Source organism: Sinimarinibacterium thermocellulolyticum (assembly GCF_040327995.1).
GTDB lineage: Bacteria > Pseudomonadota > Gammaproteobacteria > Nevskiales > Nevskiaceae > Solimonas > Solimonas thermocellulolyticum.
This window is the reverse complement of the sequence record NZ_JBEPIJ010000010.1, coordinates 78,532-102,152: the sequence shown is the minus strand read 5'-3', so window position 1 is coordinate 102,152 and position 23,621 is coordinate 78,532. Positions and strand designations below refer to the sequence as shown.

Sequence of the window (23,621 nt, the reverse complement as noted above, 5' to 3'; positions counted from 1 at the left end):
GGCCCGGGGCGAGCGAGCGTGATCGCACATCGGCCGGTTTTCCGGCGCCGTCGACCGACCCGGGCCTCATCAACCTGTTCGGCCTGGACCGGGCGCAGCTTCGTGCCGCTTTCGAGGCCATGGGCGAGAAACCCTTCCGCGCCGATCAGGTCATGCAGTGGATCTACCGGCGCGGGCAGGACCGCTTCGATGCGATGTCCAACCTCTCCAAGGATTTGCGCACGCGGCTCGCCCGGCAGTTCGAGATCCGCACGCCGGAGCTCGTGACCGAGCAGGTGTCGGTTGACGGTACGCGCAAGTGGGTACTGCGCCTCGACGGCGGCAATGCCATCGAAACGGTTTATATCCCCGAGGCCGGCCGGGCGACGCTGTGCATCAGCTCGCAGGTCGGCTGTGCGATGGATTGTTCCTTTTGTTCGACCGCGCAGCAGGGCTTCAATCGCAATCTGACCACGGCCGAGATCATCGCCCAGGTGTGGTTCGCGGCGCGCACACTCGGCGGGGATTTCCAGAACGAGCGCGTCATCAGCAACATCGTCTTCATGGGCATGGGCGAGCCGCTCGCCAACTACAACGCCGTGCTGCCGGCGATTCGCATCCTGCTCGACGATTTCGGTTTTGGCCTGTCCAAGCGGCGGGTGACGGTGTCGACCTCCGGCTTGGTGCCGTTCATGGACCGCCTGCGACAGGACGTGGACACCGCCCTTGCGGTCTCGCTGCACGCGCCGGACGATGCGCTGCGCAACGAGCTGGTGCCGATCAATCGCAAGTATCCGCTCGCCGAGCTCATCGACGCCTGCCGCCGCTACACCGCGGGCAAGGACCGCAAGACGCACATCGTCTACGAATACGTGATGCTCGATGGCATCAACGACCGGCCGGAACAGGCGCGCAAGCTGGCCAAGCTGCTGGCCGGCATGCCGGCCAAGGTCAACCTGATTCCGTTCAATCCGTTCCCGGCAACGCGCTACCGGCGCTCCACCCCCGAGGCGATCCAGGCCTTCGCCCAGATCCTGCGCGACCGGCACATCCTCACGACCACGCGCAAGACGCGCGGCGACGACATCGATGCGGCCTGCGGTCAACTCGTCGGCAGGGTGCAGTCCCGGCAGCGGAACCGGCTCGGCGGTGTGCCGGTCGTTTCCCTATAATGCGGACGACGGCGATCCTGCTTTTCACGACGTTGCTCGGTGCCTGCGGCGGGCTGCCGTCGCGCGAGGCGCAGGATGCCGCGCGCATCAACACCCAGCTGGGACTGAGCTACATCCAGCGTGGTCAGTTCGAGGTCGCGCTCGACAAGCTCAAGCGCGCGATCAAGCAAGATCCGCAGTTCGCCGACGCGCATGCCGGCATCGCCTATGTCTATCAGCGCCTCGGCGACCCGCAGCGAGCCGAGCACCACTACCGCAAGGCGCTGGGCTTGAGCCCGGACGATCCGGCGCTGAAGAACAACTTCGGCGTATTCCTGTGCAGTCGCGACCGCAGCCTGGAAGCCGAGCGGTACTTCCTGGAAGCGGCGCGCGACAGCCGCTATCCGACGCCGGCGGCGGCGCTGACCAACGCTGGCCGCTGCCTGCTGGCGCTGCAACCGGAGCAGGCGGAGAAACATCTGCGCAAGGCGCTGCAGATCGACCCGGGCTATCGCGAGGCACTCGGCTTGATGGCGCAGCTCAGCTTCCAGCAGGGCGACTACTTGCGCACGCGCGCGTTTCTGCAGCGCTTTGATCTTTCCAGCGGCGCCACCCCGTATCTGCTGTACATCGCCGCGCGCGCCGAAGCGGCCCTCGGCGACCGGGCCGCTGCCGCGGCCTACGAGCAGCGCCTGCGGCGTGAATTCCCCGACTCCGAGTTCGCTGTCCAGTCTACGTCCGATCCGTCATGATCAACGAAACACCGGACCCACCGACCCCGCCGGCATCCGCTGCCGCCGTGCCGCCGGCCAGCCCTGGCGCGATGATCCGCGAGGCCCGTGAGCGCGCGGGGTTGTCACTGGATGACATGGCGGCGCATACCAAACTCGCGCGCGCGACGCTCGAGGCGCTCGAACGTGACGACCACCAGGCGCTGCTCGAGCCCGTCTACGTGCGCGGTTACTACCGCAAGTGCGCCAAGGTATTGGAGATCGACGAGGCGCGCCTGATCGCAGCGTACAACGCCCGCGTGGTGCCGCGTGCGCCCGAAGCGCCGGCCAAGCTGCGCCTGGCTTCCGGCACCGAACTCGGGTCGTCGAGTCGCCTGCCGGTATCGATGGCGGTGCTTGCCGCGGTGGTCGCCGTCGTCGCCTGCGCCTTCATCTGGTTCGCACGCGAGGATCGGCAAGCCTATCCGGTGGTGGCCGAGGTGATCGAGGAAGTGCCGCTCGGCGCGGTCGTACGGCCGACGCCGGAGTCGACCGTCGAGGTGCAGGCCGAGCCTGCGGCCGATGCGACGGCTGTCGGCGTCGACGGGCCGCAAACCGCGCCGCCGCCGACCGCCGAACCCGCTGCCCAGCCCACTGCCGCGGCGGCGGCCACGGGCAGCTTGCGTCTGCGCTTCGTCGCCGAATCCTGGGTGCGCATCGACGATGCCGGCGGCCGCGTACTCTTGAGCGGACTACGCCGCGCCGGTACCGTCGAGACGATCCAGGGCCAGGCGCCGCTCGCCGTGTTCCTCGGCAACGCCCCTGGCGTCGAGATCGAGTTCGAGGGCCGCGCCGTCGACGTGCGCGCCTACGTGCGCGACAACAACACCGCGCGTTTCACCCTGCCGCTGCCGTGAAGCGGAGTGCCTCGCCGTGGCCATGACCCATCATCATCGGATTCGCCGCCGTGTCTCGCGCGCGCTGCGCGTCGGTCGCGTCACCATCGGCGGCGATGCGCCGATCGCGGTGCAGACGATGACCAACACCGATACCGAGGACGTGGCGGCCACGGTGGCGCAGATCCGCGCCTGCGTGAAGGCCGGCGCCGACATCGTGCGCGTTTCGGTGCCGACGCTCAGGGCGGCCGAGGCCTTCGGCCAGATCAAAAAGCAGGTCGGTTATGTGCCGCTGGTGGCCGACATCCACTTCAACTACAAGTGCGCGCTCAAGGCGGCCGAGGCCGGCGCCGATTGCCTGCGCATCAATCCCGGCAACATCGGCGGCGACCGCAAGGTCGCCGAGGTCGTCGCCTGCGCCAAGCACCATGGCATTCCGATCCGCATCGGTGTCAACGCCGGTTCGCTCGAAGCTGATCTGCAGGAGAAGTACGGCGAACCCAACGCCGATGCGCTGGTCGAGTCGGCGTTGCGCCACATCGAGATCCTCAAGCGCCACGGCTTCGAGGACTTCAAGGTCTCGCTCAAGGCCAGCGAGGTGTTCATGACCGTATTCGCCTACCGCAAGCTCGCCGGTCTGATCGACCAGCCGTTGCACCTTGGCATCACCGAGGCGGGCGGCGCACGCGCCGGTGCGGTGAAGTCGGCGATCGGCCTTGGCATGCTGCTCGCCGAGGGCATTGGCGACACGATCCGCGTCTCGCTGGCCGCCGACCCCGTCGAGGAGGTCAAGGTCGGTTGGGACATCCTCAAGTCCCTGCACCTGCGGAGCCGCGGCATCAACTTGGTCGCCTGTCCTTCGTGTTCGCGGCAGAACTTCGACGTGATCAAGGCGGTACAGGAGCTGGAGTCGCGCTTCGACGACATCAGCGAGCCGCTCGACGTGGCCGTGATCGGTTGCGTCGTCAACGGCCCCGGCGAGGCGCGCGAGGCGGCGATCGGCGTCGCCGGCGGCTATCCCAACTCGATCTACGTCGACGGCAAGATCCAGCACAAGGCGCACAACCATGAACTCGTCGACGTGCTCGAACGGCTGGTGCGCGAAAAGATCGCGGCGAGGAAAGCATCCGACACAGTGGAATCCGCAGATGAACGCGGGTGAGCGCCTACGCCTTGCGCCGACCCGCGTGGATCGGCGTTCGTCCGCAGACTAGATCGCCCATGGCCCATCGCTTCCAGTCCGTCCGCGGATTCAACGACGTGCTGCCCCCGGACAGCGCGCTGTGGCAGCACCTGCACGCGGTGGCCGCGCGCTGCTTTTCCGCGTACGGCTATGGCGAGATCCGCTTGCCCTTGGTCGAGCACACGGCCCTGTTTGCGCGCTCGATCGGCGAGGTCACGGACATCGTCGAAAAAGAGATGTTCACCTTCCAGGACCGCGAGGGCGACAGCCTGACGCTGCGGCCCGAGGGCACGGCGAGCTGCGTGCGCGCAGGACTGGAACATGGCCTGCTGCACAACCAGCAGCAGCGCTTCTGGTACGCCGGGCCGATGTTCCGCCACGAGCGCCCGCAGGCCGGGCGTTATCGTCAGTTCCACCAGCTCGGCGTCGAAGCCTATGGCATGGCCGGGCCGGACATCGACGTGGAGGTCATCGCCATGTCGGCGCGTCTTTTGCGCGCGCTCGGCATCGCCGGCGTACGGCTCGAAATCAATTCTCTCGGCAGCAGCGAAACGCGCGCGCGCTATCGAACGGCGCTGATCGCGTACCTCGAACGCCACGTCGACGCCCTCGATCCCGACTCCCAGCGCCGCCTGCAGCGCAACCCGCTGCGCGTGCTCGACGCCAAGGCGCCGCAAACCCAGGACGTGCTGCGCGCGGCGCCGACGCTGCTCGATGCGCTCGATGCCGAGTCGCGTGCGCATTTCGATGCGCTGCGGCAGGGCCTGGAGGATATGGGCATCCCGTATACGGTCAATCCGCACCTCGTGCGCGGGCTCGATTACTACGGCCGCACCGTGTTCGAGTGGATCACCGACCAGCTCGGGGCCCAGGGCACGGTCTGCGCCGGTGGCCGCTACGACGGTCTGGTCGAGCAGCTCGGTGGCGCGCCGACGCCGGCGGTGGGCTGGGCGAGCGGTGTCGAACGGCTGATCCTGTTGATGAAGGCGCAGGGCGTCACGGCGCCCGAGGCGGCGCCGCACGCCTATCTGTGCGCGCTGGGTGAGGCCGCGCAGCGCCAGGCTCACAGGCTCGCCGAGCATTTGCGCGATGTACTGCCGACGCTGCGCCTGGTCGTCAACGCCGGCGGCGGCAAGCTCGCCGCCCAGCTCAAGCGCGCCGACAGAAGCGGTGCCCGGCTCGCGCTGATCCTTGGCGAGGCCGAGCTTGCGGCCGCGAACATTCAAGTAAAATCCCTGCGCGCCACACCTGCCGGCGCCACATCCTCGCAGCAACAGACCCTGACGTGGACGGAACTGCCCGCGCGCCTCGGCGGTCTGCTCGATTCACCGTAAACCTTTCAGGACATCCCGCGTGGCCACACATTACGACGACGAAGACCAGGCAGAACGCCTCAAGCAGTGGTGGAGGGAGAACTGGACGGCGCTGGCCGGCGGCCTGATCATCGGTCTTGGCGCGATCTTCGGCTGGGAAGGTTTCAAGTCTCATCAGGACCGGCGCGCCCAGGCCGCTTCGCGCATGTATGGAGATCTCAAGCTCGCGATCGCCGATGCGCGTCTTGCCGACGCCCGCGACATCGGCGACGCACTGGTCGCCGAACACGGCCGCAGCCCCTATGCCAGTGCGGCGGCGCTGTTCCTCGCGGCCGAGGCGGTGAAGGCCGGCGACTTCGCCGCTGCGCGCGAACGTCTGGCCTGGGTGCGCCAGCACGGCTACGACGATGGCGTGCGCCAGATCGCGACGCTGCGCGAGGCACGGGTCGTCTGGCAGCAGGGCGAGACCGACACGGCACTGGCGCTGCTCGATGCCAAGGCGGGCCCGTTCCAGGCGCAGTTCGACGAGCTGCGGGGCGACATCGTCCTTGCGCGCGGGGATCGCGCGGCGGCGCGCAGCGCCTACGAGAAGGCGCTGGACGCGCTAGGGGACGAAGTCCCCGGTCTGCGCGACAGCCTGCAACGCAAGCTCGACGATCTCGCGGTGGCGCAGTCGTGATGCTCCGCATCTCGGCTGCGCAGGCCGTTGCGCTGGTGTTGGCGGCGGTGCTGGCCGGCTGTTCGAGCGACGGCAAGGTGCGCGAGCCGGCCAAGCTGCAGGACATCGTCCATCCGCAACTCAAGCCGCAGACGGTGTGGTCGGCGCGCGCCGGTGTCGGCAGCGACGATTACCGCAGCGCGCTCGGCGCGGTGGTCGCGCCCGACGCCGTGTTCACCGCCGACGTTCGTGGCCGCGTCTATGCCTACGAGCCAGCGACCGGCAAACGCATCTGGCGTGCGGACACCGGCGCGCGGCTGATCTCCGGGCCCACGGTGTCCGGCAATGCGGTGTTCCTCGGCACCATGGACGGCGAGGTCATCGCGCTCAAGCGTGCCGACGGCGCGCCGTACTGGCGCGCGCAGATTTCCAGCGAGGCGCTGGCACCGCCGGTCTCCGATGGCACGCTGGTGATCGCGCGCGGCGGCGACGGGCTGGTGCAGGCCCTGTCCGCGGTTAGCGGCAGCCGCAACTGGGTGTTCGACCGCAGCGTGCCGAACCTGACGCTGCGCGGCCTTTGCATGCCGGTGATCGATGGCGCGCTGGTCTACGTCGGTATGGACAACGGCCGCGTCGCCGCGTTGCGCATGATGGATGGCCAGCCGCTGTGGGAGCAACTCGTGACGGCGCCGGCCGGACGCAACGAACTCGAACGACTCAACGACGTCGACGGCCACCTGCTGCTCGAAGACGGCGATTTGTTCGTCGCCAGTTTCGGCGGCGAGCTGGTGCGTCTCGATGGCCAGACCGGGCAAGTCTTGTGGCGCCGCGGGCTCAAGAGCTACACCGGGCCGGTGCGGATCGGCGATCTGATCGTCGTCGCCGACGAGGCCGGCGTGGTCTGGGGGTTGGACGTCAACAGCGGCGCTGCGGCTTGGCGCAACGAGGATCTGAAATACCGGCGACTGTCACCGGCGCAGGCCTTCGCGGGGCACGCCGTCGTCGGCGACTTCGAGGGCTATCTGCACTGGATCGATCCGCGCGACGGTCGCCTGGTGGCGCGGCATCGTGCCGGTGGCGGTCCGATCCGCAGCCAGCCCGCGGTCGGCGACGAGTTGCTGTACGTCCACGACCAGCACGGACGCCTGAGCGCGATCCGCATCGACTGAGGGCCGCGCAGCGGTCGATCGAGGCGGAACCGCGCGTTCCGCCTTTTTCGTTTGCTGCGGCTTGGCGGAGAATGACCGACATGCAAAGCGCCAAGCTGCCCACCGTGGTTCTCGTCGGCCGTCCCAACGTCGGCAAGTCGACGCTGTTCAATCGCCTGACCGAGACGCGCGACGCGCTGGTCGCCGATTTGCCGGGTTTGACGCGCGATCGCCAGTACGGCGTGGCGCGCTTCGAGAACCGCCGCTTCATGGTGGTCGACACCGGCGGGCTGATGCCGGAGTCGCGCGACCCGCTCGCGGTGTTGGCCGAGGAACAGGCGCGCATGGCGCTGGATGAGGCCGACCGCGTGCTGTTCCTCGTCGATGCCAAGGTGGGGCTGACGCCGTCGGATGTGGCGATCGCGCGCGAACTGCGCAAGCGTGGCCAGGTGCTCACCCTGGTGGTCAACAAGGCCGAGGGCCGCGATGTGCTCGCGGCGGCGGCCGAGTTCCACGCGCTCGGACTCGGTGTTCCGCACGTGATCTCGGCCGAGAAGGGGCAGGGCGTGCCCGCGCTGCTGCGAGGTGTGCTCGACGGCCTGCCGGTGGTGCCCGACGATGCGACGCAGGACCAGGATGACCGGGTGTGCGTGGCCATCGTTGGCCGTCCCAATGTCGGTAAGTCGACGCTGGTCAACCGGCTGCTGGGCGAGGAGCGGCTGCTGGCCGCGGACGTGCCCGGCACGACGCGCGACGCCATCAGTGTGGACTTCGAGTATGAGGGCCGAGCATTCCGTCTGATCGACACCGCCGGCGTGCGGCGCCGAGCGCGCATCTGGGAGGGCGTCGAAAAAATCTCCATCGTCAAGACGCTGCAGGCGATCGAGCGTGCGCACGTGGTCATCGCCGTCGTCGACGCGCAAGCCGATATCGGCGAGCAGGATGCGCGGCTGATGGGCCTGATCGCGCAGCGCGGTCGCGCGATGGTGCTCGCGGTCAACAAGTGGGACGGGCTTGCCGGCGATGTGCGCGAGCAGGTGCGTTATCAGATCGGGCTCAAGCTGCCGTTTCTCGATTACGCGCCGACCGTCTTCATCTCCGCTCGCCACGGCTCCGGTCTGGGGGAATTGATGGCCTTCGTGCAGCAGGCCTACGCATCGACGATGCGCGAGCTGCCCACCGCCGAGGTCACGCGTGTGCTCGAGCAAGCGGTCGAGGCGCATCCGCCGCCGGCGGTGCTGGGCCGTCGCATCAAGCTGCGTTACGCGCACCAAGGCGGGCGCAATCCGCCGCGCATCGTGGTCCACGGCAACCAGACCGAGAAGCTGCCGGTGGCGTACAAGCGCTATCTGGCCAACCGCTTCCGCGACGCCTTCGAACTCGTCGGCGTGCCGCTTTTGCTGACCTTCAAGACCGGCGACAACCCGTACAAGGACAAGAAGAACGTGCTGTCCGCGCGCCAGATCAGAAAGCGGCGGCGCCTGATGGCACACGTCAAGCGCTGATCATCAGGGGTTGAACGGCCACACCAGCGGTATCACCGCGACGCTGACCGCGCACATGACGAGCTGCAGCGGGATACCGACCTTGAGAAAGTCGGTGAAGCGGTAGCCGCCGGGGCCGAACACCATCAAATTGGTCTGGTAGCCGAGCGGCGTCGAGAAGCTCGCCGACGCCGCCATCATCACCGCGAACACGAACGGCAAGGGGCTGACCTCCAGTGTTTTCGCCGCCGCCATGCAGATCGGATACATCAGCACGGCCGCCGCGTTGTTGGTGATCATCTCGGTGAGCAGCATCGTCATCAGGTAGGCGAGCGCGAGTACGACCCAGGGATTGCTGCCGGGGATATCGAGCAGCAGATCGGCGATCGACGCCGCGGCGCCGGTGACTTCGAGCGCTTTACCGAGCGCGAACGAGCATGCAATGACCAGCAGGACCTGCGTGTCGATGCTGCGCCTCGCCGCGCTCAGGCTGACGCAACCCAGCGCGAGCGTCGCGCCGGCGCCGAGCAGCGCCGCGGTGATCATTTCGACCCAGCCGGCGGTCGCCGAGACGACGACGGCGGCGAGGATGGCCCAGGCCCGCAGCGCCTTGTCGAAGCGCGGCACCTCGGAATCGGCGATGTCGCTGACGACGAGGAAATCCGGTGAATGGCGGTGACGCTCGACCCAGACCGGCCGCGCTTCGAGCAGCAGGGTGTCGGCGGCGCGCAGTACGACCTTGCCCAGGCCGCCACGCAGGCGCTGGCCGTCGCGCGCGATGGCGATGACCGCGGCACCGTAGTAGGTGTGGAAGCGGCTTTCCTTGAGCGTCTGGTTGATCAGCGGGCAGCGCGACGAGATCACGACCTCCACCAGCTTGCGCTCCGGGTACTGACGCGCGATCGCGGCGTCTTCGGCGTCCAGCGGGGCGCGCAGGCCGCGGATGCGCTGCAGTTCGACGATGGCCTCGATGTCGCCGGCGAACACCAGGCGGTCGTCGGCGCGCAGACGCTCGCTCGAATTTACCGCGGGGACGATGCGGCCTTCGCGCACGATCTCGACGAGATACAGGCGACCGAGCTGGCGCAGGCCGGCCTCGATGATGGTTTTGTTCACCAGCGGGCCGTCGGGTTCGACCAGCATCTCCACCGTGTACTCGCGGGGGTTGGCGAACGCGCTGGTGCCGGATTGGCGCTCGGGCAGCAGGCGGCGGCCGACGAGCATCAGATAGGCCATGCCGGCCAGCGCGCTCGGAATGCCGACGGCGGCGATGTCGAACATGCCGATGCCGGGGTGACCGTCGGCGGTCCACAGTCCGTTGACCACCAGATTGGTCGAGGTGCCGATCAGCGTGCAGGTTCCGCCGAAGATCGCGGCGTAGCTCAGCGGGATCAAGAGCTTCGAGGCGGCGAGGCCGTTGCGCTTGGCCCAGGAGAGGATCGCCGGCAGGAAGGTCGCGACCACCGGCGTGTTGTTGATGAACGCGGACAGCGCCACCGTGGGCGCCATGACCCGGAACTGCGCCCATGCGAGCTTGCGCGGGCGGCCGAGCAGGTGCTGCACGACCAGATCGATCGCCCCGGTATCGCGCAGGCCGGCGGCGACGACGTACATCGCCGCGACCGTGATCATGCCTTCGTTGGAAAAGCCGCCGAGCGCTTGCGGTGGCGTCAGCACGCCGAGCGTCAGCAACGTTAGCATCGCGAGCAACAGCACCAATTCGGGCGCGAGCTGGTCGCGAATCAGCAGCCACAGCGTGCCGGCCAGAACGGCCAGGGTGATCCAGGCGTCGAGGGTCATGAGGGTCGTCGGCGGGGGCGGATGTCGCCGTCCGCGGGGGCTAGGATCCACGACGGCGAGGGGTGTAACGATAACAAGCAAAGGCGCACTCGCGGCGCTGCCAGCGGCGGCGGCGCGTGAAGTTCTGTGGTTAGACGACTCGGTGATGCGGCCTCAAAGCGTGGGGCCAGGGTCTGTGGCCTTGTGCGCCTGCACGTCGAGGCCGGCGCGGTCAACGTCGGGCAGGCTGTAGAAATCCGCCGCGAAATCGCTAAAATACCCGTCTTTTTCGGCGGCCCCTCGGGCCGTCACGTCCTGGATAACGCAAAGATGGTAACGATTCGATTGGCCCGTGCCGGCGCGAAGAAGCGCCCGTTCTACCACGTGGTCGCCACGGAAAAGAGCAGCCCGCGCGACGGCCGCTTCATCGAGCGCCTCGGCCACTACAACCCGAACGCGCGCGGTGCCGAGCAGAAGCTGGTGCTGGACTTGGCCAAGATCGAGCAGTGGCAGAAGCGGGGTGCGAAGCTGTCGGAGCGCGTGGCCTATCTGGTGAAGACCGCGCCCAAGGCCGCCTGAGACCATGTCGTCGCGCCGGGTGACGCTGGGCCGCGTCGCCGGTGTCTACGGCGTCAAGGGCTGGCTGCGGATCGATTCGCAGACACGCCCGGCGGCAAGGATTCTGAAGTACGCGGGCTGGTGGCTGCGGCAAGGCGAACGCAGTTTCCGGGCCCAAGTGGTCGAGGGGCGGTCCCACGGCAACGGCGTCGTCGCCCGCATCACCGACGAGAACGGCGTGGCCTTCGACGATCGCGATCGGGCCGCGCGGTGGATCGGGGCAGTGATCGAGGTCGAGCGCGAGGCGCTGCCGGTGCTGCCCAAGGGGCAGTACTACTGGGTCGACCTGATCGGCCTACAAGTGGTCAGCGTGTCGGGCACGGTGCTGGGCACGGTGCGCGAGTTGACAAGCAACACGAGCCAGGACGTCCTGGTCGTGGTCGACGAGGCGGGTACGCAGCGGTTGATCCCGTTCGTGCTCAAGCACATCGTCAAGCGCGTGGAGATGGACGAGGGTCGCATCGTCTGCGCGTGGGAAGCGGATTACTGACGATGTCGATGCAGATCGAGGTCGTCACCCTGTTCCCGGAGCTGGTGGAGCAGGTGGTGCGGCACGGCATGCCGCGGATTGCGGTCGAGGGCGGGCAGCTCAGGCTGACCACGCGCGATCTGCGCGACTACAGCGAGAATCGCTGGCGTCGCGTCGACGATCGGCCCTACGGCGGCGGTCCGGGCATGGTGATCGAGCCGCAGCCGTTGGCGGCGGCGGTGCAGGCGTCGAAGGCCGCACTGGGGGCTGCGCGGGTGATCCTGCTCTCGCCCCAGGGTGAGCGCTTCGACCAGCACTGGGCGCAGCGGCTGTCGCGGGAGCAGGGTCTGATCCTGCTGTGCGGACGCTACGAAGGGCTGGACGAGCGCTTCGTGCGCTCGGAAGTGGATTTGGAGCTGTCGCTGGGCGATTTCGTGTTGTCTGGCGGCGAGCTGGCGGCGATGGCGGTGATCGATGCGATCGCGCGGCTGTTGCCCGGAGTGCTCGGTCATGCCGAGTCGGCGCAGAACGATTCGTTCTGTGCCGGTCTGCTCGACCACCCGCATTACACGCGGCCGGAGAACTGGCGCGGTGAGGCGGTGCCGGAGGTGCTGCTGTCCGGTGACCATGCGCGCATCGCGCGCTGGCGCTTGAAGCAGGCGCTCGGCAACACATGGCTGAAGCGGCCCGACCTGCTGGACGGGATCGCGATGAGTGACGAGGTACGGACGCTGCTGCGCGAGTTCATCTCCGAAGCGGCACTTTGAAGACGAGGTAAGGACGATGCGCGCGAACAAGATCATTGCCCAGATCGAGGCGGAACAGATGACCAAGACGGTCCCGGACTTCAAGGCCGGCGACACCGTCGAGGTCAAGGTGAAGGTGAAGGAAGGTGAGCGTGAGCGCCTGCAGGCTTTCGAGGGTGTGGTCATCGCCAAGCGCAATCGCGGCCTGCACTCCGCGTTCACCGTGCGCAAGGTTTCGCACGGCGAGGGTGTCGAGCGCGTGTTCCAGACCTACAGCCCGCAGGTCGCCGAGATCACCGTGAAGCGTCGCGGCGACGTGCGTCGCGCCAAGCTCTACTACCTGCGCAACCTCTCGGGCAAAAAGGCGCGCATCGCCGAAAAGCTCGACTGACCGCTCGGCTGCGGGCCTGAGACGCCCGAAGCCGTCGGATCCCCAGGACGAGGCCCCGTGCCAGCACGCCCGGGGCTTTTTCCTGCGCGCCGCTTGCCCTCACGAGAACTGGAGGGCCTTGAATCCCGCCGGTGCGTCCCCAATTCGAAGCGCTGTCCCTTCGCGGTTGCGCGCTGCGGGCGCGTCGGCGGCGCACCGGCCCCGGCCCCGTGGCCGCAACCTGCACCCGCAACATCCGCTATCGATCCGCAGGAGTCCGACGCATGCCCGAGACCGCGCAGGTCAGCGCCCAGCAGGCCGAAAAACGAGAGTTCCAGGCCGAGGTGCGGCAACTGCTGCACCTGATGATCCACTCGCTGTATTCGAACCGCGAGATCTTTCTGCGCGAACTGATTTCCAACGCCTCGGACGCCTGCGACAAGCTGCGCTTCTTGGCGATCGACAAGCCCGATCTGCTCGGTGGCGACGAGCTGGCGATCGAGCTCATTCCCGATGCCGCCGCCGGCACGCTGACGATCAAGGACAACGGCGTCGGCATGTCGCGCGAGGAGGTGATCGACAACCTCGGCACGATCGCGCGCTCCGGCACCAAGCGTTTCGTCGAGGCGATGTCCGGTGATCAGAAGAAGGACGCCCAGCTCATCGGCCAGTTCGGCGTTGGCTTCTATTCGGCCTTCATCGTCGCCGACAAGGTCAGCGTGCTGACGCTGCGGGCCGGTGAGTCCGAGGCGGTGCGCTGGGAGTCCGACGGGCAGGGCGAGTTCACGGTCGAGCCCTCGTTCAAGACCGATCGCGGCACCGAGGTGATCCTGCACCTGCGCGACGATGCGCGCGAGTTCCTGGAGGACTACCGCCTGCGTGCCATCGTGCGTCGCTACTCCGACCACATCGGCCTGCCGATCCGTCTGCGCAAGGACAAGGGCGAGCCGGAGACGCTCAACCAGGCGCGAGCGTTCTGGACGCGGCCGAAATCCGAGCTCAAGGACGAGGACTACAAGCAGTTCTACCAGCACCTCGCGCACGACTTCGAGGCGCCGCTGGCCTGGGCGCATCACAAGGTCGAGGGCACGCTCGAATACACCTCGCTGCTCTACATTCCGGCGCGCGCGCCGTTCGATCTGTGGGACCGCGAGCAGGCGCGCGGCGTGCAGCTCTACGTCAAGCGCGTCTTCATCATGGACAAGGCCGCCGAGCTGCTGCCGCCGTACTTGCGCTTCGTGCGCGGTCTGGTCGACACGGCCGACCTGCCGCTCAACGTCTCGCGCGAGATCCTGCAGGGCAACCGCACCGTCGAGAAGATTCGCAACGCACTGGTCAAGCGCGTGCTCGACCTGCTTGACGAGATGGCTTCGACGCGCCCTGAGGATTACGCGAAGTTCTGGGCGACCTTCGGACCGGTATTCAAGGAGGGCATCGTCGAGGACGCGAACAATCGCGAACGCATCGCCAAGCTGTGCCGCTTCGCATCCACGGTGCAAGCGCAGGCCCAGGAGGTCACGCTCGACGCCTACATCGGCCGCATGCCCGAAGGCCAGACCAAGATCTACTACCTGACCGCCGAGACGCTCGCGGCCGCGCGCAGCAGTCCGCACCTCGAAGGCTTCCGCGCCAAAGGCTGGGAAGTGCTACTGCTGACCGATCGCATCGACGAGTGGGTGGTCGCGCATTTGCACGAGTACCAGGGCAAGGCTCTGGAATCGGTGGCGCGTGCGTCCAAGGACGTCGAGAGTCAGATCGAGACGCCGGAGAAGGCCCAGCTCGAAGGCGAGTTCGCCGAGGTGCTCAAGCGCGTGCAGTCTGTGCTCGGCGAGCGCGTCGAGTCGGTGCGTCTGTCCTCGCGGCTGACCGAGTCGCCGTCGTGCCTGGTCGCGCCCGAGCAGGGCCTCTCGCGTCGGCTCGAAGAGATCCTCAAACGCGCGGGCGAGAAGGTGCCGGTGTCCCGGCCCATCCTCGAACTCAACGGCCGTCATCCGCTGGTCGAGCGCCTCAAGTCCGCGGACGACGCCAGCTTCGGTGATCTTTCCGAGCTGCTGTTCGGTCAGGCCGTGCTCGCCGAAGGTGGCCAGCTCGAAGACCCGGCCGGCTTCGTCAAGCGGCTCAATGCATTGGTGCTGGGCAATCTGGGCGACAAGCCACGCATCATCGTGTAGTGCGCATCCTGCGCAAGCCGGGGCCATCCATGGCCCCGACTCTCAAAACAAGACGACGACCTCACCGCAGCACGCGTACCGCGTCGACGTAGCGCTTCTTCCAGTGCGGCAGGTCGACTCTGGCGACGATCACGGCGCGGCCGTTGGCCGGTGCGTGTACGGCCTGGCCGTCGCCGAGATAGATCGCGACGTGGTCGACCGGCCGGCGCTCGAAGCGGTAGAACAGCAGGTCCCCCGGCTCCAGCTCGTCTGACCGGATTCGCGTGCCGGCGCGGTACTGCTCGACGGTGGTGCGCGGCAGCGTGACGCCGGCCTCACGATAGACATACTGCACCAGCCCGCTGCAGTCGAAACCCTCTGGCGTAGCGCCCCCATAGCGGTAGGGGCGACCGACCTGGCCCAGTGCTTCGAGCACGACCCGATGCTGGATCGCCGGATCGGGGCGTACATCGAAGCCGCCGGTGCAGCCCGTGAGCAGAACGGCGCACAGCCATAGGCTCAGCACGCGGCGTGGGCCGCGGCGCGCCCTCTCACGGCGTGTGTCCGCCGACCTCGTCCCTGCGCTCGGACACTCCATCGGTTCTCCTTCTGCGCTGCCGTGCACATCGTGCCGGGGCGGCTCCCCGCATCGTGCAGATGCCGCAAAGCCGTCGTATTCCCGTCATCAAAACGTCATTCGCGCGCTCTAGTGTGCCGCCGCGTGAATGAACGGGCGATTGGAATCCCTCGACCGCGGCCGCCGGGTGCGCCGGCACCACGCGCGACGAGCCGGGCAGGCAAGGTGGCTTCGGCAGCGCTGGAGGCCAGTCGGTGCTTCGGACCGAGGCCCGAATGAACGTTCTCGCTTCCCGCCGCACGGCGTCTGTACCGCGTCGCGCGCGATCGCGCTCGCGCTCTCGGATCGACCGAATGTCCGCATTGAACCCGTTGCCTTAAACGCAACACCCGAACCGAACCTCATGACCCCGCATCCTGGCTTTCCCCGGCTTCGCGCTGCGCTTGCGCTGGTGGCGCTGCTGCTCTGCCCCGCGGCGTGGGCCGCGGAGCTCTATTTGAGCGTGTTCCTGCAGTCGAGCCCGCTCAAGGGTGTCGACGTCGAGCTCAACGATCGTTTCGTCGGCGTCACCGGCAGCCGCGGCGATGTCCGCACGGAGCTGTATGCTGGCCGTCACGTCATCCGTCTGGTCAAGAACGGCGCATCGCTGGCCGAGTACGCCTTTGCGGTCGAGGAAGGCGAGAACGCCGAGATCAGCATGACCTTCACCGACTTCGCGCACAAGCCCGAGGTCGCGATCGACACCTATCTGCCCGGTGCCGAGTCCACGGCGACCGGCGAGCTGAGCGGCGTCGTCCGCGACGAGGCTGGCGCGCCGATCGCCAACGCCATCGTCGAGCTCGAGCCGGGCGGCACGACGGCCACGACCGACAGCCAGGGTGTCTACTCACTGACCGTGCCGCGCGGCGAATACCGCCTTTCGGTCACGCATCCGGAGTACGAGGCGGTGACCGGCGCGGCGATCCGCGTGATCGCGAATGTCGGTGTCGCGGCGAACATCAGTCTCAAGCCCAAGCAGGCGGCCGCCGAGGCGCCGCAAGCGGGTGCGATGGCGCCGACGACCGCGGTCGCCGCGCCGCCGACCGGCGTCGAGGAAGTCGTCGCACTGGGCTCTTACAAGCCTCTGGAAAGCACCGTCGAAACCGAGCGCTTCTCGCTTGCGGTCACCGATGCGATCAGCATCGACGAGCTGCTGCGCATCGGCGACAGCGACGTGGCCGCCTCGCTGCGGCGCATCGTCGGCGTGGCGGTCACGGGCGGCAAGTACGCCAACGTGCGCGGGCTCAACGCCCGATACATCGGCAGTACCTTGAACGGCGGCTTGATGCCCAGCACGGACCCGTTCCGGCGCGACGTGCAGCTCGATTTGTTTCCGGCCGAGATCCTCGGGGCCATCGAGATCCAGAAGACCTTCAGTCCGTCGCTGCCCGGCGATAGCACCGGCGGCAGCATCCAGATGACGACACGCGGCCTGCCGGACGCGGATGAAGCAGGCCTGTCCGTATCGCTGGGGCACGTGACCGGCACCACCGGGGAGTCGCTACTGACGTATCGCGGTGGTGGGTCGGACTGGACCGGCTTCGATGACGGCAGCCGAGATCTGCCTGCGTCGATGGCTGCCCTGCTCACGGCATCGGGAACGCTGCGGCCTTGCGGCGGACCGATCACCACCAATTGTGTCCCCGAGGACGCCGTGCGCGAAGCGGCGGCGACCCTGCCGGTGATCTACAACCCTTATGCGGCGTCGGCTGGGCCGGACATCGGCGTCTCCGGCCACATCGGGCGACGTTACGGCCGTGCCGACGGCGACTTTGCGGTCTATGGCGCACTGGCCTACGACCAGAAGCACGTGTCGCGGCAAGACGCCGCAATCGGCTTCGATTCGGTCAGGAACGCCCGAGACGGCAGCTACCGCTGGGACAGCTTCAATGTCGGTCTGAATGCCTACCTGGTCGCCGGTTGGGAGGCAGCCGCGGGTTGGAGCCTCGTGAGCAAGACCATCTGGCTACGCGACACCGAGGACCGAACCTCGATCGAGCATTACATCGGCACCACCGAGGAGCGTGATCTGGTCGATACCACGCTGGAGTGGGTCGAGCGCGAGTTCGTCGGACAGCAGTTCGAGGGCAAGCTGCCCCTGTTCGCGGATCACGAGCTGAGCGCGCGCGTGGCGCTCAGCCGCACCGTCCGCGATGCCCCCGATCGCCGCGACTACCGTTATGACTCGGGCTCGTTCTCGCCGACCTTTTTCGAGCGCAGCTATGCCGAGCTCAGCGAAGACGGCCTCGATCTGGGGCTCGATTACCGCTGGCCGCTGTTCCGCGTGGGCCGCATCGATACGACATTGTTGGCCGGGGTGGCGAGCAACCGGCGCGATCGCGACAACCGCATCGTGCGGCTGTCGGTGCGTCGCACCGGACCTGCCGACCTGACACAAGATCTGGAAAGCCTGCTCACGCCCGAGAACTTTCGCAACGACGTGTTCCGACTGCGGACCAATACGCAATCGGTCGACACATACCAGGCGGAGCGCACGACCGATGCGCTTTATCTGGATACGCAGACGCACATCGGTAACGACTGGACGCTGTCGCTCGGCATGCGTGTCGAGGACTACGAGCTGGACGTGAACTATCCATTCGGCGTCCCGGCCGCGGGCGTCGATCCGTCTGCGACCGCCGATCGCCAGGGCACCGATGTGCTGCCAGCCATCAATCTGAGCTGGCGGCCGCAGGCCGACTGGCAGCTACGCGCGGGCTACAGCCGCACGGTGTCCAGGCCGGACATCACCGAGCTCGTCGACACGGTCTTTTTCGACAACGAGGGACGTCGTTTCGAGGGTTGCCCCAGCTGTGAGGACTCGACCATCGACAACTTCGACCTGCGGGCGGAGTGGTACGGCGACGACCAGACCAGTGTGAGTTTTGCCGTGTTCTACAAGCAGATCGAGGCGCCGATGGAAATCACCGTCACCGCGGCGACCAATCCGATTCGCACCTACAAGAACGCGCAGGCAGCGGATGTCTACGGTGCGGAGATCGACGGCAGTGTCCGCCTGCTCGACACGACGGCGCACTCGCTCTTGTTGTCCGGCAACCTGGCGTGGATCGAGTCCGAGGTTGAACTCGCTTTGGAGCCCTGCATCGTCGAGGGGCTGGTCGCTCGCGACTGCAAGCGTGATCTGCAGGGACAGTCTCCATGGCTCGCCAATCTGCGGTTGGCCTGGGATTACTTTCCCTGGGCCAGTCAGGCGAGTCTGGCCGTCAACTACTTCGACGATCGTCTCGACACCATCGCGCGCGGCACCATCGAGTCGATCGTCGAGCGTGCGCGCACCGAGGTCAACCTCACGGCAGACAAGCGCTTCGGCGAGCGCTCCAAGCTCAGTCTGAAGATCAAGAACCTGCTGGATGCGCCCATCGAGCGTGCCCAAGGCGGGCAGGTGAGCGAGACCTACAAGCTCGGTACGTCGCTGTCTTTGGGGTACTCCCTCAGTTTTTGATCCTTTCGATGTGAAACCCAATAGGAGCATGACATGATGCGCAAAACGTCTCTGGCGGCCGTGCTGGGCGCGGCCACTCTCGGCATCGCCGCCTGCGGTGGCGGCGGCAACGGTGGTCCGAGCCCCACGCCGACACCGACGGCTTCGCCGACACCCACTCCGACGCCGGGCACGAACGTCTGCGACGAGACCTTCGTCACCTGTGACGGTGACAACGCGATCATCGGCGAATCGGGTCAGCAGACCGTCATCGACAAGAACTTCACCCTGACCGGCGACAAGAACTGGTTTCTGAGCGGCTTCGTGCTCGTCGGCAACGGCAATTCTGAGATCACCAGCGATGCGCAGGCGAGCGCCCTCAAGGCCAACCGCGTCACCTTGACGATTCCCGCTGGAACCCACGTCCGCGGTTTGGACGATGGTGCGCTCATCGTCACTCGAGCAGGGCGTATCGATGCGCGTGGCACGGCGACCAATCCGATCACCTTCAGCAGCGCCCGCGACGAGAATTTCGATGGCGTCGGCGAGTGGGGCGGAGTGGTCATCCAGGGTTGGGCGCGCGGTTTCGGACTCGGCGGCACGGGTGACTGCACCGGCGGCACGCGCAGCTACTGCAACGTCCGCGGCGAAGGTGGCGTCGGTCGCTGGGGCGGCAACGACGATGCCGACGACAGCGGCGTGTTCACCTACGTGCGCATCGCCGAGGGCGGCCTGATCGAGAGTGCCGACAGCGAGGTCAACGGCCTGACCCTGCAAGGCGTGGGGCACGGCACCGAGATCCACCACATCCAGATCCACAACAACCAGGACGACGGTGTCGAGTGGTTCGGGGGTACGGTCAACGTCACCCATCTGCTGCTCACTGGCAACGACGACGACGCCATCGATTACGACGAAGGCTGGCGCGGTAATGTGCAGTACGCCCTGGTGATTCAGCAGCCGAGCATCCAGGCGGCGGGCAATGACCCGCGTGGCATCGAGGCGGGTAGCGACGATGACAAGTACGTCCCGCAGACCTCCGGCGCGCTGGCTAACCTGACCATCATCGGCATCGCCGGCAACCAGACCAATGAAGCCGGTCTGCGTCTGCGCGGCGCGTCGAAGACGCGGCTGTACAACTCGGCGGTGACCGGCTTCACCGCGCAGTGCGCGCGCATCCAGGATGCCGACATCGACGGCAGTGGCCCGGGTACGACCACGGCCGAGACCTTCGCCGCGTTCACCAATGTGCTCGGCAGTGACTGCGCGACGGTCTACGCCACGGGCAGCAATCGTCATCCGCCGCAGGAGGGCGACATCACCTTCCTCACCAACATCGACTTCGACGCCAACTTTGCGATCACCAATCCCGAGGCCCAGGTGATGCCCATGGCGATGGCGCCGGTCGACAACGGCTCCGGCTTTGCATTCGAGCAGACCGATTACATCGGCGCGGTCAAGCCGGGTCAGACCCCCTGGTGGCAGGGTTGGGCGCTGCCGGGCACGGTGGCGATCCCCAGCGCGAACTGATTGGCATCACCGTCGTGGCCGGGCAGTGACCGGCCGCAAGACTGGGACGGCTGCCCTTGCGGGCAGCCGTCTCGTTTTGATCCGTACACCGATGCTCACCGGTCGATTCAGATTGGTCACGAAAATGACATCGGATTGTCACACTTCGATCTTAGCCTCGCGCTCGCTCTCGATTTGCTGGTGCGCATAGCGATGCGGACCGTGCGAGCGCAATCGCGCGGTCGTTGCGCGACGCACAGGATCGACCCAGCTCCTTCATCCGATTCTCTATCCCACGATCCTTCCATGTTCAGCCTAACTTCGATGCGGGTGCTGATACTGTCGGCCCTCGTACTGGCGATTGGCAGCGCTTCGGCGCAGCTCGACGAAGCCATCGCCAAGCAGTCCAGCCGTGTGGAGCGCGCTGCGCAGGCCCAGGACCAGGTCGACGCGATCCATGACCAGACGCGCGACAAGCTCGCCGAGTTCAAACGCGTGACCAAGCAGGCCGAGGGTCTGCGCGTCTACCTGCAGCAGCTGCAGAAGCAATTGCAGAACCAGGCCACGGAGCTCGCCGAGATCGAGCAGTCGATCCAGGACGTCGCCGTGATCGAGCGTCAGATCGTGCCGTTGATGCTGCGCATGATCGACGGCCTGGAGCAGTTCGTCAGCCTCGATCTGCCGTTCTTGCTGCAGGAGCGCCGCGAGCGGGTCGCCAGCCTGCGCAGCCTGCTCGAACGCGCCGACGTGACCGTCGCCGAAAAGTTTCGCAACGTGATGGCGGCCTACACCACCGAGATCGACTACGGACGCACGATCGAGGCCTATCGCACGACGCTGCCCGGCACCGACCGCGAGGTGGACGTGCTGCGCATCGGTCGCATCGCGATGTTCTATCAAAGTCTCGACGGCAAAGAAGTCGGTCGTTGGAACTCGTTCAGCCAGTCTTTCGAACCGCTCTCCGGGGCGTATCGCGGCCAGATCGGGCAGGGCATCCGTATCGCACGAGAGCAAGCCGCGCCCGATCTCATCCGCCTGCCGATCCCGACCGCCGGAGCCAGCCTGTGAAGCGCCTGAAGTTTCTCATCACCGCCGCGCTGATCGCGCTGGTCGTTCCTTCTTCCCACGCACAGACCGACGGCGCGCGCACGGTCGACGAGCTGCTGCGCCTGATCGAACAGGGTGTCGCCAAGGACGCCGCGGAGCAGCGTCGCCGCATCCAGGCGTTCGAAGCCGACCTCGCGCAGCAGACTGAGCGCCTGAACGCGGCGCGCGCCGAGCTGCGCGAGCTGGAGTCGCGCAGTGCCGCCGCCGAGCAGCAGTACCAGACCAACGAGGCCAGGCTCGCCGAACAGAGCGCGCGTCTGAACGAGCGGCTCGGTGCGCTGCGTGAGTTGTTCGGCGTATTGCAGCAAACCGCGGGTGACTTCCGCGGGGTCGTGCAGTCCTCGCTGGTCAGTGCGCAGTATCCGGCGCGTGAGGCGTTTCTCGGCGAGTTGATCGAGAAGGCCGGCTCGGGTTCGCGCCTGCCGTCGATCGAGGAGTTGGAGAGGCTGTGGTTCGAGATGCAGCGTCAGGCGATCGAGTCCGGCAAGTCGGTGAAGTTCAATGCCGAGATCGTCGATCCCAATGGCGACAAGCGTCAGGCCGAAGTCACGCGCGTCGGCGAGTTCAATGCCGTCGCCGGTGGTGATTTCCTCTACTACGACGGCGAGCGGGGCAACCTGGTCGAGCTTGCGCGTCAGCCCGCGCGCCGCTACACCAGCGTCGCCGCGGACTATGCCCGTGCGCCCGCCGGGCGGGTCGAGGACTTCTGGATCGATCCGTCGCGCGGCTCGATTCTGGCGCTGTTGATACAGACGCCGAACCTGATGGAGCGCGTCCATCAGGGCGGCATCGTCGGCTACGTCATCATCGCGCTTGGCGTTGTCGGCCTGCTGCTGTTCATCGAGCGGCTGATCGCGCTGTCGTCGATCGAGGGCAAGGTGCGCCGACAGATGAAGAGCGCCGAGCCGAGTGATGACAATCCGCTCGGTCGCGTGATGGCGACTTATCAAAAGTACCGCGGCACCGACCAGGAGACGCTAGAGCTGCGCCTCACCGAGGCCATTGCCCAGGAGACGCCGACTCTCACGCGCTTTTTACCGCTGCTGAAGATCATCTCGGTGGTCGCGCCGCTGCTCGGTCTGCTCGGCACCGTCACCGGCATGATCAATACCTTCCAGGCGATCACGCTGTTCGGCACCGGCGACCCCAAGCTGATGGCCGGTGGCATCTCGCAGGCGCTGGTGACGACCGTGCAGGGCCTGTGCGTCGCGATCCCGACGGTGCTGCTGCACACCATCGCGCAGGGCCGCGCCAAGCGTATCGCGCAGGTCATCGAGGAGCGCGCCGTCGGCATCATGGCGGAGCACGCGGAGACCGAGGGCCATGTACGCGCTGCTTGAGGCCTACGATCAGGTTTTGATCTTCCTCGAGCGCGGCGGGCCCATCCTGCTGTGGATCGGGCTCTTGGTCTTCGTCATGTGGACGCTGATCATCGAGCGGCTGATGTACTTCCGCCTCGGCTTTCCGCATCTCGCCCGCCAGATCATGGCGCGCTGGGAGGCGCGCCGCGAGCGCCGCTCCTGGGAGGCGCACCAGATCCGCCAGTCCATGGTCGCCGACGCCAAGATCAAGCTGCAGTCGCAACTGCCGCTGATCAAGGCCATGGTCGCGCTGTGTCCGTTGCTCGGCTTGCTCGGCACCGTCACCGGCATGATGGAGGTGTTCGACGCCATGGCCATCGCCGGCACCGGCAGCGCCCGCCATATGGCTTCGGGCATTTCCAAGGCGACGATACCGACCATGGCCGGCATGGTCGGCGCGCTCACCGGCGTGTTCTTCACCGCGATCCTCGACCGCGAGGCCAAGATGAAGAAGACGCATCTCGAAGACGAACTCACGTTCGACCACTAACGCAATCGCCCAGTCACCACGCCATGCGCCAGATCTTCCCCAAGGCAGAGGAAGAGGAGTCGAACATCGACCTCACACCGATGCTCGACGTGGTCTTCATCATGCTGATCTTCTTCATCGTGACGGCGACCTTCGTCAAGGAGTCCGGCATCGAGGTCAATCGGCCCGAGGCCGACACCGCGACCAAGCAGGAGCGCGCCAACATCCTGATCGCCATCGACCGCAATGGTGAGATCTGGATCAACCGCCGCCGTGTCGAGGTCGATGCGCTGCGCGCGAACATCGAACGCCTGCATGCCGAGAACCCGCAGGGCACGGTGGTGATCCAGGCCGACCAGGAAGCGCAGACCAAGCGGCTGGTCGCGGTGATGGACGCTGCGCGCGCGGCCGGCGTCTACGAGATCTCGATCGCCGCGGAGTCGCAGTGAGCCGGATCGACGGC

Annotated in this window: 21 protein-coding genes; 19 read left to right on the top strand and 2 right to left on the bottom strand. The window is 66.9% G+C overall.

All coding sequences use genetic code 11. The features are described from left to right. Window positions 1-68 precede the first annotated feature (68 nt). The 8 genes from rlmN (at window position 69) to der (ending at window position 8,543) form a co-directional block, all read left to right on the top strand. Entirely contained in the window at window positions 69-1,151 is a 1,083-nt protein-coding gene (gene rlmN, locus ABSH63_RS10230; protein ID WP_352889572.1) for a dual-specificity RNA methyltransferase RlmN, read from the top strand. Further along, complete coding sequence (gene pilW, locus ABSH63_RS10225; RefSeq protein ID WP_352889516.1) at window positions 1,151-1,882, top strand: type IV pilus biogenesis/stability protein PilW; 732 nt, start codon at window positions 1,151-1,153, stop codon at window positions 1,880-1,882. The genes rlmN and pilW overlap by 1 nt, the downstream gene beginning before the upstream one ends. Beyond that, the gene (locus tag ABSH63_RS10220; protein ID WP_352889514.1) at window positions 1,879-2,757 is read left to right on the top strand and encodes a helix-turn-helix domain-containing protein; all 879 of its coding nucleotides are present in this window, start codon (window positions 1,879-1,881) and stop codon (window positions 2,755-2,757) included. Before pilW ends, ABSH63_RS10220 begins: the two co-directional genes overlap by 4 nt. Window positions 2,758-2,779: 22 nt before the next feature. Continuing rightward, window positions 2,780-3,898 (top strand): flavodoxin-dependent (E)-4-hydroxy-3-methylbut-2-enyl-diphosphate synthase, encoded by a 1,119-nt coding sequence (ispG, locus tag ABSH63_RS10215; protein ID WP_352889570.1) that lies wholly within the window; start codon window positions 2,780-2,782, stop codon window positions 3,896-3,898. 59 nt (window positions 3,899-3,957) lie between these two features. Beyond that, window positions 3,958-5,253 (top strand): histidine--tRNA ligase, encoded by a 1,296-nt coding sequence (hisS, locus tag ABSH63_RS10210; protein WP_352889512.1) that lies wholly within the window; start codon window positions 3,958-3,960, stop codon window positions 5,251-5,253. A gap of 19 nt (window positions 5,254-5,272) precedes the next feature. After that, on the top strand, window positions 5,273-5,911 hold the full coding sequence (locus ABSH63_RS10205) for a YfgM family protein (protein ID WP_352889510.1): 639 nt from the start codon (window positions 5,273-5,275) through the stop codon (window positions 5,909-5,911). Next, window positions 5,911-7,059, top strand: a complete 1,149-nt coding sequence (bamB, locus tag ABSH63_RS10200) for an outer membrane protein assembly factor BamB (RefSeq protein WP_352889509.1) — start codon at window positions 5,911-5,913, stop codon at window positions 7,057-7,059. The genes ABSH63_RS10205 and bamB overlap by 1 nt, the downstream gene beginning before the upstream one ends. An 80-nt stretch (window positions 7,060-7,139) precedes the next feature. Further along, window positions 7,140-8,543, top strand: coding sequence for a ribosome biogenesis GTPase Der (der, locus tag ABSH63_RS10195; protein ID WP_352889507.1), 1,404 nt, complete (start codon window positions 7,140-7,142; stop codon window positions 8,541-8,543). Window positions 8,544-8,546: 3 nt separating this feature from the next. On the opposite strand, the gene ABSH63_RS10190 is transcribed toward der, so the two are convergent. Then, window positions 8,547-10,322 (bottom strand): SLC13 family permease, encoded by a 1,776-nt coding sequence (locus ABSH63_RS10190; RefSeq protein WP_352889506.1) that lies wholly within the window; start codon window positions 10,320-10,322, stop codon window positions 8,547-8,549. Window positions 10,323-10,631: 309 nt separating this feature from the next. Between ABSH63_RS10190 and rpsP the strand changes: the two genes are divergently transcribed. The 5 genes from rpsP (at window position 10,632) to htpG (ending at window position 14,675) form a co-directional block, all read left to right on the top strand. After that, window positions 10,632-10,880, top strand: coding sequence for a 30S ribosomal protein S16 (gene rpsP / locus ABSH63_RS10185; protein WP_352889567.1), 249 nt, complete (start codon window positions 10,632-10,634; stop codon window positions 10,878-10,880). 4 nt (window positions 10,881-10,884) lie between these two features. Next, window positions 10,885-11,409 (top strand): ribosome maturation factor RimM, encoded by a 525-nt coding sequence (gene rimM / locus ABSH63_RS10180; protein WP_352889505.1) that lies wholly within the window; start codon window positions 10,885-10,887, stop codon window positions 11,407-11,409. Between the two features lie 8 nt (window positions 11,410-11,417). Further along, window positions 11,418-12,155, top strand: a complete 738-nt coding sequence (trmD, locus tag ABSH63_RS10175) for a tRNA (guanosine(37)-N1)-methyltransferase TrmD (RefSeq protein WP_352889565.1) — start codon at window positions 11,418-11,420, stop codon at window positions 12,153-12,155. A 16-nt stretch (window positions 12,156-12,171) separates the two neighbouring features. Beyond that, window positions 12,172-12,525 carry a 50S ribosomal protein L19 gene (gene rplS, locus ABSH63_RS10170; RefSeq protein ID WP_352889504.1) on the top strand — a complete coding sequence of 118 codons (354 nt, stop codon included), beginning with the start codon at window positions 12,172-12,174 and terminating at the stop codon, window positions 12,523-12,525. Between the two features lie 263 nt (window positions 12,526-12,788). Continuing rightward, window positions 12,789-14,675 carry a molecular chaperone HtpG gene (htpG, locus tag ABSH63_RS10165; protein ID WP_352889503.1) on the top strand — a complete coding sequence of 629 codons (1,887 nt, stop codon included), beginning with the start codon at window positions 12,789-12,791 and terminating at the stop codon, window positions 14,673-14,675. 61 nt (window positions 14,676-14,736) lie between these two features. Here the strand turns inward: htpG and ABSH63_RS10160 are convergent, their stop codons facing one another. Then, the gene (locus ABSH63_RS10160) at window positions 14,737-15,180 is read right to left on the bottom strand and encodes a C40 family peptidase (RefSeq protein WP_352889501.1); all 444 of its coding nucleotides are present in this window, start codon (window positions 15,178-15,180) and stop codon (window positions 14,737-14,739) included. Window positions 15,181-15,634: 454 nt separating this feature from the next. Here ABSH63_RS10160 and ABSH63_RS10155 point away from each other — a divergent pair, with 454 nt between their 5' ends. The 6 genes from ABSH63_RS10155 (at window position 15,635) to ABSH63_RS10130 (ending at window position 23,607) form a co-directional block, all read left to right on the top strand. Further along, the gene (locus ABSH63_RS10155) at window positions 15,635-18,733 is read left to right on the top strand and encodes a TonB-dependent receptor (protein ID WP_352889500.1); all 3,099 of its coding nucleotides are present in this window, start codon (window positions 15,635-15,637) and stop codon (window positions 18,731-18,733) included. A gap of 33 nt (window positions 18,734-18,766) precedes the next feature. Beyond that, window positions 18,767-20,242: a beta-helix domain-containing protein gene (locus ABSH63_RS10150; protein ID WP_352889499.1), complete on the top strand. Its 1,476-nt coding sequence runs from the start codon at window positions 18,767-18,769 to the stop codon at window positions 20,240-20,242. Window positions 20,243-20,527: 285 nt separating this feature from the next. Further along, window positions 20,528-21,289: a DUF3450 domain-containing protein gene (locus ABSH63_RS10145; RefSeq protein ID WP_352889498.1), complete on the top strand. Its 762-nt coding sequence runs from the start codon at window positions 20,528-20,530 to the stop codon at window positions 21,287-21,289. Beyond that, window positions 21,286-22,668 carry a MotA/TolQ/ExbB proton channel family protein gene (locus ABSH63_RS10140; protein WP_352889497.1) on the top strand — a complete coding sequence of 461 codons (1,383 nt, stop codon included), beginning with the start codon at window positions 21,286-21,288 and terminating at the stop codon, window positions 22,666-22,668. Before ABSH63_RS10145 ends, ABSH63_RS10140 begins: the two co-directional genes overlap by 4 nt. After that, on the top strand, window positions 22,652-23,179 hold the full coding sequence (locus tag ABSH63_RS10135; protein WP_352889496.1) for a MotA/TolQ/ExbB proton channel family protein: 528 nt from the start codon (window positions 22,652-22,654) through the stop codon (window positions 23,177-23,179). The genes ABSH63_RS10140 and ABSH63_RS10135 overlap by 17 nt, the downstream gene beginning before the upstream one ends. Window positions 23,180-23,202: 23 nt before the next feature. Next, a complete protein-coding gene (locus tag ABSH63_RS10130) occupies window positions 23,203-23,607 on the top strand; it encodes an ExbD/TolR family protein (RefSeq protein ID WP_352889495.1) in 405 nt (134 codons plus the stop codon). Window positions 23,608-23,621 lie beyond the last annotated feature (14 nt).

Excerpts from the sequence above, each read along its gene's own strand:
- pilW (WP_352889516.1), top strand. The coding sequence starts at position 1,151 with ATGCGGACGACGGCGATCCTGCTTTTCACGACGTTGCTCGGTGCCTGC.
- ABSH63_RS10220 (WP_352889514.1), top strand. The coding sequence starts at position 1,879 with ATGATCAACGAAACACCGGACCCACCGACCCCGCCGGCATCCGCTGCC.
- ispG (WP_352889570.1), top strand. The coding sequence starts at position 2,780 with ATGACCCATCATCATCGGATTCGCCGCCGTGTCTCGCGCGCGCTGCGC.
- hisS (WP_352889512.1), top strand. The coding sequence starts at position 3,958 with ATGGCCCATCGCTTCCAGTCCGTCCGCGGATTCAACGACGTGCTGCCC.
- bamB (WP_352889509.1), top strand. The coding sequence starts at position 5,911 with ATGCTCCGCATCTCGGCTGCGCAGGCCGTTGCGCTGGTGTTGGCGGCG.
- der (WP_352889507.1), top strand. The coding sequence starts at position 7,140 with ATGCAAAGCGCCAAGCTGCCCACCGTGGTTCTCGTCGGCCGTCCCAAC.
- ABSH63_RS10190 (WP_352889506.1), bottom strand. The coding sequence starts at position 10,322 with ATGACCCTCGACGCCTGGATCACCCTGGCCGTTCTGGCCGGCACGCTG.
- rpsP (WP_352889567.1), top strand. The coding sequence starts at position 10,632 with ATGGTAACGATTCGATTGGCCCGTGCCGGCGCGAAGAAGCGCCCGTTC.
- rimM (WP_352889505.1), top strand. The coding sequence starts at position 10,885 with ATGTCGTCGCGCCGGGTGACGCTGGGCCGCGTCGCCGGTGTCTACGGC.
- trmD (WP_352889565.1), top strand. The coding sequence starts at position 11,418 with ATGCAGATCGAGGTCGTCACCCTGTTCCCGGAGCTGGTGGAGCAGGTG.
- rplS (WP_352889504.1), top strand. The coding sequence starts at position 12,172 with ATGCGCGCGAACAAGATCATTGCCCAGATCGAGGCGGAACAGATGACC.
- htpG (WP_352889503.1), top strand. The coding sequence starts at position 12,789 with ATGCCCGAGACCGCGCAGGTCAGCGCCCAGCAGGCCGAAAAACGAGAG.
- ABSH63_RS10155 (WP_352889500.1), top strand. The coding sequence starts at position 15,635 with ATGACCCCGCATCCTGGCTTTCCCCGGCTTCGCGCTGCGCTTGCGCTG.
- ABSH63_RS10150 (WP_352889499.1), top strand. The coding sequence starts at position 18,767 with ATGATGCGCAAAACGTCTCTGGCGGCCGTGCTGGGCGCGGCCACTCTC.
- ABSH63_RS10145 (WP_352889498.1), top strand. The coding sequence starts at position 20,528 with ATGTTCAGCCTAACTTCGATGCGGGTGCTGATACTGTCGGCCCTCGTA.
- ABSH63_RS10135 (WP_352889496.1), top strand. The coding sequence starts at position 22,652 with ATGTACGCGCTGCTTGAGGCCTACGATCAGGTTTTGATCTTCCTCGAG.
- ABSH63_RS10130 (WP_352889495.1), top strand. The coding sequence starts at position 23,203 with ATGCGCCAGATCTTCCCCAAGGCAGAGGAAGAGGAGTCGAACATCGAC.